Annotated in this window: 16 protein-coding genes; 14 read left to right on the top strand and 2 right to left on the bottom strand. The window is 43.1% G+C overall.

Going from position 1 to position 13,632, the window contains the following annotated elements; all coding sequences use genetic code 11:
• The first annotated feature begins 14 nt into the window (after nt 1-14).
• The 10 genes from murJ to KDW03_RS12025 all read left to right on the top strand — a co-directional run bounded on the left by murJ (nt 15) and on the right by KDW03_RS12025 (nt 8,564).
• A complete protein-coding gene (gene murJ, locus KDW03_RS12070; RefSeq protein ID WP_271435325.1) occupies nt 15-1,559 on the top strand; it encodes a murein biosynthesis integral membrane protein MurJ in 1,545 nt (514 codons plus the stop codon).
• Nucleotides 1,556-2,203, top strand: coding sequence for an HAD family hydrolase (locus tag KDW03_RS12065; RefSeq protein ID WP_271435324.1), 648 nt, complete (start codon nt 1,556-1,558; stop codon nt 2,201-2,203). The genes murJ and KDW03_RS12065 overlap by 4 nt, the downstream gene beginning before the upstream one ends.
• Nucleotides 2,200-3,150, top strand: coding sequence for a bifunctional riboflavin kinase/FAD synthetase (locus KDW03_RS12060; protein ID WP_271435323.1), 951 nt, complete (start codon nt 2,200-2,202; stop codon nt 3,148-3,150). The genes KDW03_RS12065 and KDW03_RS12060 overlap by 4 nt, the downstream gene beginning before the upstream one ends.
• On the top strand, nt 3,141-3,404 hold the full coding sequence (gene rpsO / locus KDW03_RS12055) for a 30S ribosomal protein S15 (protein WP_271435322.1): 264 nt from the start codon (nt 3,141-3,143) through the stop codon (nt 3,402-3,404). Before KDW03_RS12060 ends, rpsO begins: the two co-directional genes overlap by 10 nt.
• A 27-nt stretch (nt 3,405-3,431) precedes the next feature.
• Nucleotides 3,432-5,510, top strand: coding sequence for a polyribonucleotide nucleotidyltransferase (gene pnp / locus KDW03_RS12050; protein WP_271435321.1), 2,079 nt, complete (start codon nt 3,432-3,434; stop codon nt 5,508-5,510).
• Nucleotides 5,510-5,950, top strand: a complete 441-nt coding sequence (locus KDW03_RS12045; RefSeq protein ID WP_271435320.1) for a hypothetical protein — start codon at nt 5,510-5,512, stop codon at nt 5,948-5,950. Before pnp ends, KDW03_RS12045 begins: the two co-directional genes overlap by 1 nt.
• Nucleotides 5,951-5,960: 10 nt before the next feature.
• Nucleotides 5,961-6,611 (top strand): LolA family protein, encoded by a 651-nt coding sequence (locus tag KDW03_RS12040; protein ID WP_271435319.1) that lies wholly within the window; start codon nt 5,961-5,963, stop codon nt 6,609-6,611.
• Between the two features lie 11 nt (nt 6,612-6,622).
• Nucleotides 6,623-7,411 carry a hypothetical protein gene (locus KDW03_RS12035; protein ID WP_271435318.1) on the top strand — a complete coding sequence of 263 codons (789 nt, stop codon included), beginning with the start codon at nt 6,623-6,625 and terminating at the stop codon, nt 7,409-7,411.
• Nucleotides 7,412-7,413: 2 nt separating this feature from the next.
• Nucleotides 7,414-7,770, top strand: coding sequence for a ribosome silencing factor (gene rsfS, locus KDW03_RS12030; RefSeq protein ID WP_271435317.1), 357 nt, complete (start codon nt 7,414-7,416; stop codon nt 7,768-7,770).
• 116 nt (nt 7,771-7,886) lie between these two features.
• Nucleotides 7,887-8,564: an HAD family hydrolase gene (locus KDW03_RS12025; protein WP_271435316.1), complete on the top strand. Its 678-nt coding sequence runs from the start codon at nt 7,887-7,889 to the stop codon at nt 8,562-8,564.
• On the opposite strand, the gene KDW03_RS12020 is transcribed toward KDW03_RS12025, so the two are convergent.
• Together KDW03_RS12020 and KDW03_RS12015 are read right to left on the bottom strand one after the other, a co-directional pair.
• Nucleotides 8,524-9,189: a redox-sensing transcriptional repressor Rex gene (locus tag KDW03_RS12020; protein WP_271435315.1), complete on the bottom strand. Its 666-nt coding sequence runs from the start codon at nt 9,187-9,189 to the stop codon at nt 8,524-8,526. The genes KDW03_RS12025 and KDW03_RS12020 overlap by 41 nt on opposite strands.
• A gap of 554 nt (nt 9,190-9,743) precedes the next feature.
• Nucleotides 9,744-10,205, bottom strand: coding sequence for a hypothetical protein (locus tag KDW03_RS12015; RefSeq protein ID WP_271435314.1), 462 nt, complete (start codon nt 10,203-10,205; stop codon nt 9,744-9,746).
• A 183-nt stretch (nt 10,206-10,388) separates the two neighbouring features.
• Here KDW03_RS12015 and rpmB point away from each other — a divergent pair, with 183 nt between their 5' ends.
• The 4 genes from rpmB (at nt 10,389) to KDW03_RS11995 (ending at nt 13,630) form a co-directional block, all read left to right on the top strand.
• Entirely contained in the window at nt 10,389-10,583 is a 195-nt protein-coding gene (rpmB, locus tag KDW03_RS12010) for a 50S ribosomal protein L28 (protein ID WP_271435313.1), read from the top strand.
• Between the two features lie 141 nt (nt 10,584-10,724).
• Entirely contained in the window at nt 10,725-11,357 is a 633-nt protein-coding gene (hisG, locus tag KDW03_RS12005) for an ATP phosphoribosyltransferase (RefSeq protein WP_271435312.1), read from the top strand.
• A 1-nt stretch (nt 11,358) separates the two neighbouring features.
• Nucleotides 11,359-12,480: a pyridoxal phosphate-dependent aminotransferase gene (locus KDW03_RS12000; protein ID WP_271435311.1), complete on the top strand. Its 1,122-nt coding sequence runs from the start codon at nt 11,359-11,361 to the stop codon at nt 12,478-12,480.
• The gene (locus tag KDW03_RS11995; protein ID WP_271435310.1) at nt 12,464-13,630 is read left to right on the top strand and encodes an NHL repeat-containing protein; all 1,167 of its coding nucleotides are present in this window, start codon (nt 12,464-12,466) and stop codon (nt 13,628-13,630) included. The genes KDW03_RS12000 and KDW03_RS11995 overlap by 17 nt, the downstream gene beginning before the upstream one ends.
• The last annotated feature ends 2 nt before the right edge of the window (nt 13,631-13,632 follow it).

Below are 13,632 nucleotides of genomic sequence, written 5' to 3'. Positions count from 1 at the left end.
TGGCTGGATAGTGAATGGCTGGTTCTAAGAGGTTTCTCTCGCTTCGTCACATAGGTACCAATAGCTTCTGGACATTTTTGTCCAGAGTTACGGGTGTGGTGAAGCAGATGATATTTACCTATCTTTTTGGTGCTTCAGGGGATACTTTCTGGGCAGCATTTCGTCTGGTAAATGCGTTTCGTCGCTATATTGGCGAAGGGGGGGCTCTCGGGAGTGCTTTTATTCCTGTGTTTAATCAGGTTCGTGAGCAAAAGGGAGAGGAAGAAGCGAAGCTGTTTGCCCATCGTGTCATGACAGTTTTTGGTATTTTTTCGCTTTTGCTTGCTCTGGTGCTTGGAGTGACAGCCTTCTGGTATGGTCCATGGCTTGCTTCTGGATTTGATGCTAGACGCATGCGGGAATATATCCTGCTTATGATCATTATGATGCCGTATATTCCGCTTATTAACTGGTATGCTCTTCGTATGGGGGTTTTGAATAGCTTTCAGATTTTTGGTTCCTCAGCGGCAGGTCCCGTGCTTTTTAATGTGATCTTTATCGGTCTTCCTTTATTTTTTGCGGGAACGGTGGGGATTTATGTTTCTGCCATCTCTGTAGTCCTGGGATCCCTGGTAATGGTACTTGTTCAGGGGAAGGATATTTCCCGACTGGGGTATGGGCTAAAATTGGTATGGCACGGACATCCTGCGGAAGAGAGATTTTGGAGGCTTTTCTGGCCAACGGCGGGGAATATGGTAGCGCTTACGGCAAAGAATTTTCTAGCAACATGGTTTTTGTCTTTTTTTGTGGGAGGGTATGTGGTCTATATGAATGCGTTTACTGTTTTGAGCGCACCGCTGGGGTTTATTGCGATCGCTGTTGGAACGGTGATGATGCCACTTCTTTCTCGTTTTCGTGAGAGGGGGAGTCGTGAGGAGTTTTCTCATGCCGTGGAGGAGGGTTTGCTTTTTCTTTTGTTCTGGACACTTCCTATGATGATTTTCTTTATCTTGTTGCCGGAAACGGTGAATCGTGTACTCTTTTATGATGTGTTTGTTGCTCTTATGGGGAGATCAGGGAGAATGACGCAGGAACTGCTTGCACTGTCGAATGAGGTGCTACGGCTTTTTGCTTTTTCGCTTCTCCCGATGAGTGTGGCTGTGGTTTTTGAGAAGATATTCTATGCCACGCATGATGCGAAAACACCTCTACGATCAAATCTTTTGACACTTTTTTTGACAGGGGGGCTTTATTTTCTCTCTTTTTTGCCAGCCCTGGGGGTAAAAGGGGTAATTCTTGCGGAAACGATTTCAAGTTATGTTGTTATGTTGTATTATTTTAAAGGTCTCCGTGGAGGGATGGTCGAAAAGAGGGTTTGGAAAACAGTAGGCGGCAAAACGTTGGTATGGTTTGTTTTTTCTCTTGTGGTGGGGTTTGGGGTGACGTGGGTTTACCGACGACTTGAGTCTCTGGTGCCTGTCGGTATAGGATATATTCTTTTTGCCGGTGTGGTGTTTGCCGTTTTTATGGGGATGTATTACCTTTTGACGAAAATATTTCGAGTGGAGTTTTATCGGTGAAGGCGGTAATTTTTGATATGGATGGCCTCATGGTTGATACGGAGAGTTTCTACTTTGAGGTGGAGCGTGATATGGGGCGGAAGAGAGGGAAAAGGGTGGAGGATGAACTTCTCCATCGTATGATGGGACAGAAACCGCTTGATTCGATGCGGCTGTTTGTACGTGAACTCGGGCTTGATGAGTCCCCGGAAACTCTTCTTGCGGAGAGGGATGAGAGGATTTTAGCGTGTATCCGTACTGGGCTTCAGCCTATGCCGGGTCTCTATGAGATTGTCAGAACCTTGAAACCTCTTGTAAAACTTGCTATAGGGACAGGAAATACAAAAAAGATGGTAACAGAGGTGTTGAAAGCCCTGGGACTTGAGGAAATGTTTGATATTGTTCAGACATCGGATGATGTGTCTTCGGGTAAGCCAAGCCCGGAAATTTTTGTAAAAGCTGTAGAAAAGTTAAACATTTCTCCTGAAAGAGCAGCGGTTTTGGAGGATTCAGCCAACGGGATTCGAGCGGCTCATGCTGCGGGGTGTCTTCCTCTTGCTGTTCCGAATGAATACACAAAAAGTCAGGATTTTTCTCTTGCGCATAGGGTTTTTGGGAGTCTGTATGAGGCGAAGGATTTCTTGATGGAGTGGGTAAGACAATGAAAATAGTTTCTCACATAGATGAGTTGCCAGTACTTACCAATCCTGCAGTGACCATTGGAAATTTTGATGGTGTGCATCTGGGACATCAACGGATATTTCGAGAGGTAATGCGTCGCAGGGGTCCTAAAGTGGTGATAAGTTTTGATAGGCCAACAGGGTTCTGGCTTGGCAAGCCTGACTATAGAGGTGAAATACTCCCGCTGGAAACAAAATGGAGAATTTTTGAACGGTTTGGGTTTGAATATGCAGTGAGGCTTTCGTTTCAGGAGATCCATTCACTTCTTGCTCTTGAGTTTGTGTTGCAGCTTGTTCACAGGATGAAAGATCCTCTGGTGATTGTGGGGGAGGATTTTCATTTTGGGCGGGACAGAACGGGGAATATTCACCTGCTTCGTGAGTGGCAAAATCGCTATGGATATCGTCTTAAAGTGGTTTCTTTTGTGAAAAAAGCAAAAGACGTGGTGAGCTCAACGGCCATCCGTCACGCTGTGGCAGCTGGAGATATGGAGTTAGCAGCAAAGCTTTTGGGGCGAGCGTACGTGTATCAAGGGAAGGTTTTTGAAGGAGATAAGATAGGGCAAAAGATTGGCTTTCCCACGATTAATATCGCTGTAGGAACGCAGGTTATCCCGAAAGAAGGGGTGTATGCGAGCTGGACACTCACTGAGGATGGCTGGCATCCGTCGATGAGTTATGTAGGATATCGTCCCACGGTTCATGGTAAGGATCTTCGGATGGAATCTCATGTGCTTTCAGGCATTCCTGTAGTTGGGAAAACGGTAGCCTGTGCCTTTGTGAAAAAAATTCGTGATGAAAAAACCTTTCATAATCTTGAAGAATTAAAAAAAATGCTTTATAATGATAGAGTGAAGGTTTTATGGACCTTGCGTTTTTATTCTATAAAGAAAACGTTGAAAGGTTTGGAGGATAGAAGTTTATGGCTGTAACTGCAGAACAGAAGAAAATGCTTGTACAAAAGTACGGCAAAAACGAAAAAGACACAGGAAACACTGAGGTGCAGATTGCTGTTTTGTCTGCCGAGATTAAGAATCTTAGTGAGCATCTTCAAAAGTTTCCCAAGGACTACAAGTCTCTGCGTGGTCTTCAGAGACTGATTGGTAAGCGAAAAGCCCTGTTGGTGTATCTTCACCGAAAAAATCCAGAGAGATACCATGCAATAACAAAGGAATTGGGGCTGTAAGGTTTAGATAATAAGGAGATACCTTCCATGAGTTTTTTTACAGTAAAAGGCAAAGTCGGGGATAAGGAGATTGTTCTCGAAACGGGAAAAATGGCCAAACAGGCTGACGGGGCTGTTCTTGTCAAAAGTGGCGGTAATGCAGTCCTGGTGACAGCGTGTATGTCCAAGGAGGTCCCGGAGGGAATTGACTTTTTTCCTTTGACGGTACACTATCAGGAAAAGTTTTATGCCGCAGGAAAAATTCCGGGTGGTTATTTTAAACGTGAGGGTAAACCTACGGAGAAGGAGATTCTTGTTTCTCGATTGATTGATCGTCCGATTCGACCTCTTTTCCCCGAGAATTTCTATAACGAAGTTCAGGTGATTGCAAGTACTCTTTCGGCAGATCAGGTGTATTCCACTGATGTATTGGGTATTATTGGGGCTTCGGCTGCTCTTTCGATTTCTCCTATTCCCTTTCTTGAGCCTATTGGGGCAGTGCGTATAGCGTATATGAATAATGGACGTTATATTGTCAATCCTTCCATGAGAGAGGTTGAGGAATCACTCCTTGATATTGTGGTGGGTGGCACCAAAGAAGGGCTTACCATGGTAGAAGGTGGAGCCCATGAAGTGAGTAAAGATGTTCTTTTGGAGGCTCTTCGTATTGCCCATATTCATATCAAGGAAGAGATCGCTCTTATCGAAGAACTGGTGGATTTGGTGAAGCCGGAAAAGCTCGTGATACAGGAGCCAGCAAAAATTCTCTCCGAGGATCTCAGAAAGCAGATACGAGAAGCATCGTGGAAGCCTATGCGCGAAGCTGCGTATGTCGTGGATAAGAAGGCACGCGCTGAGGCTGTTGATAACCTTAAGAAAACTCTTCTCGAGCAGTTTGGGATATCTGAGGAGCATGCAGGATACAACGAAGCAAAGACCTTGCTTGATGATATAGAGATTGAGGTAATTCGAGAAACGATTCTTACAGAAAGGGTTCGTCCCGATGGAAGAAAACCGGATGAAATTCGTCCTATTACTATTGAGCTTGATCTTCTGGAAAATGTGCATGGATCGGCTCTTTTTACCCGGGGTCAGACCCAGAGCCTTGGGATTGTAACGTTGGGGTCAACCTCTGATGTACAATACGTGGACAGCATGGAAGAAGAAGAGTCCAAGCGTTTTATGCTTCACTATAATTTCCCTCCTTTTAGCACGGGAGAGGTGAAACGAACCCTTGCTCCCTCTCGTCGTGAGATTGGGCATGGGCATCTTGCGTACAGGGCTATTGAACCTATTTTGCCCACTGAGGAGGAGTTTCCCTATACTATCCGTGTTGTTTCTGAGATTCTGGAGTCAAATGGATCTTCTTCGATGGCGACGGTATGTAGCTCAAGTCTCGCACTTATGGCGACGGGTGTGCCTATTCGCAAGCCTGTGGCGGGTATTGCCATGGGACTTGTCTGGAATAAAGAGAGAGGAGATTACTGTATTCTCTCTGATATCCAGGGACTTGAGGATCATTTTGGGGATATGGACTTCAAGGTTGCTGGGACGAAGGATGGAATTACGGCGTTTCAGATGGATGTGAAAACGATTGGACTTACGCAGAAAATGATGGAAGAAGCCCTTGATCAGGCACTTGCAGGGCAAGCGTTTATCCTTTCCAGGATGAATGAAGCCATTGCAGAACCTCGTCCAAAGCTCTCAGCCAATGCTCCGAAGATTAAAGTGATCTATATTCCTGAATCTACCATTGGACAGGTGATTGGGACAGGGGGACGTGTTATTAAGCGGATTATGGAGGAGACACAGACAACGATTTCTATCGATGATGATGGGCGTGTAGCTATCTGTGGTAAGAGAGACGAAGACATCGAGAGGTGTCTCTATATTGTAAATCACATTGTGAACGGTTTTGAGAAGGGTGAAAAGGTTGAGGGAAAGGTGATAAGGATAGAGGATTACGGTGTTTTCCTTGAGCTTATACCCGGAGAGAGTGCACTTCTTCACCGATCCAATATGAAAGAGAAAAAGCCTGTACGTTCTACCTATCAGCTCGGGCAAGTGGTGCAAGCGATGGTGACCGATATAGACGAGAAACATCGCATTGTTCTCAAGGAACTGTAATGAAAAGGTGGCACGTGATAGTTTTTTGGGTATTCCTTGTGACTGGCTGTGGGATTGAGAGTTTTGAACAGGAGATATCTCTCAATCCCCCTCTTGGCCTTGAGGCTACTGTGGACGGGAATGGGGATATTGAGCTAAGTTTTTGGGGCATGAATAATGAACCGTATTTTGAAGGGTATAATATTTATATCGCAGCGGCGATGGAGGATGCCCTTCAGGATAGAGGGGGAAGGCTTCCCGGTCCCTCGGAGAATCAGGCTACGATACCTAATATTTCTGTGATGAATGAAGCAAAGCGTTTTACCTATACCGTGACCAAAAATACGAATGGGGATCCCCTTCAGAGCGGGGTGACGTATTTTTTCTATGTGAAGGCTTACAGTGCTCAGTATAATGTGCAGAGTCCCAGGAGTAATATAACCAATGCAACAAAACCATAGAGGACAATGTATGAAGCGTTTTCTTATTGGTATGTTTTTTGTGCCGGTTCTTGTGTTTGCTCAGCAGGACAAGATTACGGTAAATACTCTTCTTCAGAAGATTCAAAATTATACCTCGACGATAAAGAGTTTTACGGCAACTTTTGTCTATGTGGTGAACAAAAAAACGTATAACGGGGTGATGTACTACAAGGCCCCTCAAAAGTTTGCGATGGAGTATTCGAGTGGAAATAGGATTCTTTCTGATGGGAAAGTGCTCTGGATCGTTATTAAAGATCAGAATATTGCTATTCGTGAGAATCTTGAAAAAACAAAGACAGCAACGCCACTGACAGGCTGGAATATTCAGAGGCTTCAGAAAGAGTATATTCCTTTTTTACCTAAGGATTATGTGGTCATGTTTCGTGGCAAACAGTCCTATCGTATAGAGTTTAAGCCCAAGTCGACGCTCTCTGCCTTTCGTTATATTGAGCTGGTTATCACCCCTGAGGGGCAGATCCAGCGTATGGTGGCAAAAAACCAGCTGGGCCGAGAGGTTCAGCTTGAGCTTTCTTATACGGGTTTTAATATGTCTCTGGGAGAGGATAGGTTTCTCTACGAACCAGATGAAAACACGTATATCTTTGATGATATTTTGATTTCGACTCCGGCTGAGTCGTAAAAGGGGAAAATATGAGAAAAGCGTGGGTTGTTTTATTGTTGGGGTTGGTGTTTGTCGGATGTGAGATAACAACCGTAGAACATCGCTACAAGCAACGCTTTGATCATTTTTATGGACTCCTCAATGATAAGGAAAAGGCGGCTTTTCGTGCGGACGATTTTGTTACGCTTGGGAAGTTGCTTGATGAACGGATGTCCCGGGATAAACAATTCAGTAATGCAATGGATGCGGTGATGTTTGATGAGGCTATTCATACCTTTCGTATGGATCAGGTGGGGATGTTTTTCAAACGATACATCCTCACAGGATTTCATCAAGATGATTATCAAACCTTTGTGAACATGATTCCTAAAGAGATGCTTGTAAAGTTTATTGAAAATAATTCATCGGTAGTTTCTGAACTTGAATCGTTGATGAAAAGAGAAAAAAAAGTGGCTTTGTGGTGGAAGAAGGTCCAGACAGATGGGCGGCTTGGAGACTTTTCTCCAGGTGAGACTCTTTCTTTTTATCGATGGTATATCTTTCCTGAGAGGACGAGGTCTCAAGTGTATTATGTGGTGAAGTTTCTTTCAGAGCAGAAACTTTTGGGTATGTTTCTCAAAGGGGACGAGATGTTTTTCGAACGTATACAGAGATTGACTCCGGTGGCAGCCACGAGAGAACTCAGGCTTTTGAAGTCTCGTGCTGGCCTTGAAAGACTCTCAGATGGGGAATTTTTTCGGGTGTATCGTGATATCGTGTTTAAAGAGATGGACCAGGTGGCTCTCAAAAAGACGCTGGCCATGTTTCCGGTAGAGTAATTATGAGAAAAAAGCTTTCTCTTCAAAAGATGCTCCCCCGTGTCATAGACGAGATTCAAAAGCTCAAAGTAAGTTCGCTACGTGTGGTAGATGCTTCGGGGTATTCGCTTCTTGCGGATGTTTTTATTATTGGGACAGTAGATTCTTTGGTGCAGCTTGAGGCAGTGCGTAATCGTGTTGTGGAAGAGATGGAGAAACATGGTTGGTATGTAAAAAATCCACTGGAACCATGGGAAGGTGGTTGGCTGTTGCTGGATTTTGGGGATATGATTATTCATATGATGCTTGCGGAACTGCGTTCGTTTTATGGTTTGGATAGTTTGATTGATGGACGTGAAATAACCCAGCAGTTTGTTTAAAGGGATGGAAGGGAGTATTTGCTGCGCGGGAAGCTGGTTTTAAGAGAAACTGGCATCGTGACGTAAAATATTTTTGGTGTGGTAGTTGGTGTATAAAAAGAAGGGGAAAAAAGGGCATGGAGTCTTTTTCTTCTTTAACCAAAGCAATTCTTTGGGATTTTGATGGAACGATTGCGGATACTTTTCCTCTTGTTTTTTTCTCTTTGCGCCAATCTTTTCTTTATGGGGATGGGAGATTTTTGACAGACGAGGATATGGCGAATATGTTTGGCCCCCCCGAAGATGAAATCATTCGTCGTTATTTTTACAACAGGGATGCTGTAGATTGGGGGATTGAGTTCTACCATCGACTCTACGGGGATTATCATGAGGTTTTTACGGTTTACCATAAGCGTTTACACAATCTATTAGAAAACCTTTATGAGAAGGGATGTGTACAAGGAATTGTTACCGGAAAGGGGAGGCGCAGTCTGGCTCTTTCTCTTGAGCATCTTGGAATTACAGGGTATTTTTCTACCGCAGTTACCGGGAATGATATCCTGTTACCAAAACCTCATCCCGAAAGCCTATTAGCAGCGCTCTATAAGCTTGGGGTTTCTCCTGAGGAAGCCATTATGATCGGCGATTCTGAGGCGGATTATCTGGCAGCCCAGGCTCTCGGGATGAGATGTATCGTCGTGGGATGGTACAGGATACCCTCTTTTTCAGGGAATTATCTTGCTATTCAGGATGTGGAATCCCTTGCAAATCTTTTTACTCACAACTATCGTTTTCCTCCAGGTCTACCCCATTAGTTTGTCCTGTTTCCAGGACACGGGCGAAATAGATGACTTTTTCGAGTTCGTTTTCCAGGTTGACGTTGTTAATATAACATGTTTTGGTGGGTCTGAGTCTCACAGGGGCGAAGTTTAATATACCTACGATTCCAGCATTGATAAGTTGATCAAGAACTCCTTGAGCGGCATGTTCAGGAACAGCCATGATGGCTACCTTGATATTGTGTTGTTTCACAAAGGTTTCTAACTCACTCATGGGGTAAAGAGGAAGTCCCGGGTTTTTCACGATTTTTTCCTGGAGAATGTCAAAGGCGGCTTTGATGTGGATGCCCTCTTTTTCAAAGCCACGGTAGCGTAAAAGAGCCATCCCAAGATTGCCAGCACCGATGATAATGACTTCCTGGGGTTTGTCTTTGGAAAGGATTTCCTGGATACGGGGGAGAATCTCGTCAATAATGTATCCCCCTTTCTTACTTCCTGAAATATTGAAAAGGGAGAAATCTTTTCGGATCTGGGCGGGGTTTATACCCGTTGCATCAGCAAGATTGTCTGAGAAGACCTTGTGAAAACCAAGTTGTTTGAGCCTTGTCAGTGCCTTGTTGTAGAGTATGAGTCTGGTAATACTTTTCTTTTTTTCTGCCATTATATTCCTCCACCTGTTGAATATGATATATATTATACATAATTTTTGAAAAAAAATCAAAAATTGTTTTTTTTCAAGTAGAGAAAATATCTTAAAAAAGAAAAATATGATTTTTAACAAAGGGGTAAAGGTGAGAGTAAAGAAAGAAAATTGACAATACGCAAAAATGAATTTTTCGAGAGAAAAAACCCCGTTGCGTCAAATAAAAAAGTACTCGAAATTCGAATCATTGCCTCATAAAAAAAAGTACTCAAAAATTCCATACAGTTTCCTCCAAATTTTTGTTTTTTACATTCTTTTTCTTTTGAAGGCTGAAAAGTTTTCTCTGGCAAGCTGTAATTTTTTGTCTTAGGTGAAACAAATCGAGAGCCTTATAAAGCCTTGTTAGGCGCCCCTTTGTGCCTCACTTACATAAGAGCTTTCTAAAAGCCGTTGGTAGGGAGTTTTAATATCATCATGCTTTTGCACCTTGTTTCCGGATTTCTTTTTCTGTCATTTCATATAACCGGGTTGAGTGCGTTGGCATAAAGCCTGAGATACGCATAGAGTTTGTCTCAAGTAGTAGACTTTTCCTCGGTATCGCAGCGAAGTATCCAACACTCTGAAGTGACTGGCGGAATGCTCTTCGCCAATAAGTTTTCTATAGCCTGTGGAGAACCGTGGAGATGTCCGTTTGCTAAGAGATTATCTAAAACTTCATTTAAAATTGGCTTTAAACGTTTGCCACACATGTAGTTTTCAATTTCCCAGACCTTTTTTAGAAGTTTTAGTTCCTCTTCGCCGAATTTTTTCTTTCTGCCAGGTCTTTTGCCCTTCTTGGCTATGTCGGCTTTAAGGTAATTTTTCTTGCCTACATAGATGGTTTTTCCGTGCTGCCTCAAGAGCCTGGCGGCATAGTTTCGGTTTTTTAAACCTGTTATCCTCACAAAGTAATCCAGTATCTCCTTTTTCTCCTTTTTGCTGGCTTTTTGATACTCTTTCGCCGTTTCCCTGTAAATAGGTCTCCTTTCAAACATCGCTAATTCCACCTTTTACCTCCAGTTCTTTGAACTGGATTATTTTACACAAATTTAAAGTACTTTTTTATTTTGAAGCAACGTTCCCTTTTCGAGTACTTTTATTATGAAGCAATTCGAAAACTTGCTTTTTTTTGTGTGTGTCGTTATAATGTATTTCACTTTAAAGAAACGGAGGAAGGTATGGCTCGTCGTTGTGATATTTGTGGCAAGGGTCCAGTTTATGGTAACAATATTTCCCATTCTCATAGAAAGACGAGAACACGCTGGGAACCAAATTTGAAAGTGATGAAGGTTTCTATGGGTGGGAAAACAGTGCGTATGAAGGTTTGCATGAGTTGTTTACATGCAGGCAAGGCTGATCAGTTTATTCATTAGGGATGTTTGTGATGAAAAGAGGAGCCTGTCCTTGGGACAGGCTTTTTTTTTGACGTGAGGGAAGGATTTTTGGGGTTTTTATTGAAAAAAAAATTGCTTTTGCCTATAATAAAAAGATAAGGCAAGAGAAAGGAGTGGAAAGTGATTACCATCGCGCTTCCCAAAGGAAGACTGGGTGAAGATACTGAGAAGATTCTTCTGGAAACGGGTATCATCAGTCAGGGAATTGAGAGGGATTCACGGCGTCTTATTTTTGATGTTGGAGAGGGGATTCGTGCTATCCTGGTACGTGCGTGGGATGTGCCAACCTATGTGGAAATGGGCACCGCTGATGTGGGGATATGTGGGAAAGATGATCTCATGGAACATGGTGCCGATGTCTTTGAAGTGCTTGATCTGGGTTTTGGGGGATGTACGATGGCGGTAGCTGCCTCTCAGAGTGTTTCAAGAGAGGAACTTTTGGGGAGACATTTTTTGCGGGTTGCAACGAAGTATCCCAGGGTGGCAAGGCGTTTTTTTGATAGTTTGTCTCTCCAGACGGAGATTCTCAAGTTGTATGGATCGGTAGAGCTTGCGGCTGTTACGGGTCTCGCAGATTGTATTGTGGATATTGTTTCTACAGGGGCAACGCTAAGAGAAAATGGGCTCCATGTGGTAGAGAGAATATTTGACTCGACAGCGCGCTGGATAGTAAATAGAAAAAGTTTTTATATGCATTATGATATCGTTTCACATTGGACTGCTATGATCAAAAACTATATTCAAGGAGCATAATATGATATCTCGTCGCTCGCAACAGCTTGAATCTTCTGGTATTCGGAAGGTGTTTGAGCTTGCCGCAAAGATTGAGAATCCAGTGAATTTTAGTATTGGGCAGCCGGATTTTGATGTTCCGGAGGTTGCCAAAGAGGTGGCGATTGAGGCTATACGCAAAGGCATGAATCGTTACACGGTGACCCAGGGTATAGATGAACTTCGACAAAAGGTGTTAGACTATGTTTTGCGTACACGGGGCAAATCCTACCAGATGTCGGAGGTGATGATTACTTCGGGCGTGTCAGGAGGTTTGATGCTGGCCCTTTTGTCAATCCTGGATCCTGGCGATGAGGTGATTATTTTTGATCCTTATTTTGTGATGTACAAGCATCTGGTTCATCTTCTGGATGGCAAAGCGGTGATTATTTCCACGTATCCGGATTTTCGTGTGCCGCTAACAGATGTGGAGAACGCTATAACTTCAAAAACCAAGGCTATTATTATCAACTCTCCGTCGAATCCTACAGGTTATGTCTATGCCAGAGAAGATATCGAGGGTATAGTAAGGATAGCAAAAAAACATGATATTCTCTTGATTACGGATGAGATTTATGATGGATTTGTCTATGATGGGGATTTCGTGAGTCCGGTAGGAATGTATGACAAACTTCTTCTGTTGGGTGGTTTTTCAAAAACGTATGCTATGACTGGCTGGCGTCTTGGGTATGCCGTTGGACCCTCTGATCTTATTGCGACGATGATTAAGCTTCAGCAGTATTCTTTTGTGTGCGCACCAGCACCCTTTCAGTACGCGGCAGTGGCAGCTCTGGATCTGGATATGACATCGTATTTTGATGCCTACAAACGCAAACGGGATATGATTTATGAGGGATTGAAAGACTCATTTCATATTGTGAAGCCCGGGGGAGCGTTTTATATGTTTCCAGGGCTCAAGAAAGGAAAAGCCTCAGAGTTTGTGGAGATGGCTATAGCGAACAAAGTGCTCATCATTCCCGGCAATGTATTTTCAGAACAGGACACTCATTTTAGAATTTCCTTTGCTACAAAAGATGAAACCATAGCAAAGGGGGTTGAGATTCTTAAGCGTTTGAGTGAGGCATATTATGCGAAAGTGGATTAGTTTTGGTTGTGTCGTCTTGCTTGTGAGTGTTTTCTTTACCGGTTGTGGACGACGGCCTCCAACGATGGGAAAAGAGGTGTTTCTGTATGTTTCTCTGGGAAATACGAATGGGTGCGTGGGGTCGAATTATGATCTCTTGACGAATGCCGGTATTGTTGATGATGTGGAAGTAAAAGATTATCTTGATGTGCCTACCAGTATTCAGATTATTGGTAAAAAGGTATACATTGCTGATAAGTATCGGGGGGTTATTTCGGTGTTTTCTTCGGGAAATTTTGGGAAGGCTGTTCCCCAGATGGAAATCAGCAATATGGGAGAGGGCTATGCCTTTGAGACAGTGTTTCAGGTTGCGGTGAATAAGTATGGAGAAATCTACGCCGTGGCAAGTTTGACAAACACGAATGTCTATGAGACGCAAGGAGCCACGAATGAGCGAGAGAACTACTTAATCTATAAATTTACCTATGATGGGCGTTTTCTTTATACGATAGGGATAAATGGTATCAATACGGCACCTATGCCCATGCCAGATTTTATCGATCTTGATTTGTTTGGAAATCTTTATGTGTATTTTCGTGAGGATAGAGCGGGAGAATTGTACTGGAAGGTCAAACGATACTCGTCCTCCGGAGAGTTGAATTTTGAATTTGACTCGCAGTATATTGCGAAGAAACATGAAATAGATGGGGAAATGTACCAGAGTGAACTTTATGGTATTGCGAATCTCAAAAACGATGAAAGGCTGATCTTTTTTACAGCGAATTATCTCTTTAAAAACCAGGGTGATAAGGGAAATCAGCTGGTGGGGTATAGGAGTATTTTGGAGATGTACAGTATCCTCAAAAATACGGTGAGTCGTCAGCTTTTGGATGAGAAGCAGCGCATGGAAGATGTTCTTGGAATAACAGCGGATGATACTATCGTACTTTATGGGTATGATGAGAAATATCGAGTTATACGATTCCATTTCTACGATATGTTTAAAAACCAGCATACCTATCAGTACGCCCCTGTTTTGAGTGATTATTACGCAAATTTTGGTTTTTATCTTGATCAGAATGGGGAGTTGTATTCCTTGGTTGTCAAAGAGAATAAACATTATATTCTTTTGCACTGGAAAAAGAAAAATCAAACGAAAGTGTTTGAATAAAC

It is taken from the genome of Thermospira aquatica (genome assembly GCF_023525255.1).
In the GTDB taxonomy this organism is placed as follows: domain Bacteria; phylum Spirochaetota; class Brevinematia; order Brevinematales; family Thermospiraceae; genus Thermospira; species Thermospira aquatica.
Note: the sequence above shows the minus strand (reverse complement) of the source record. Positions and strands in the feature narration are given on the sequence as shown.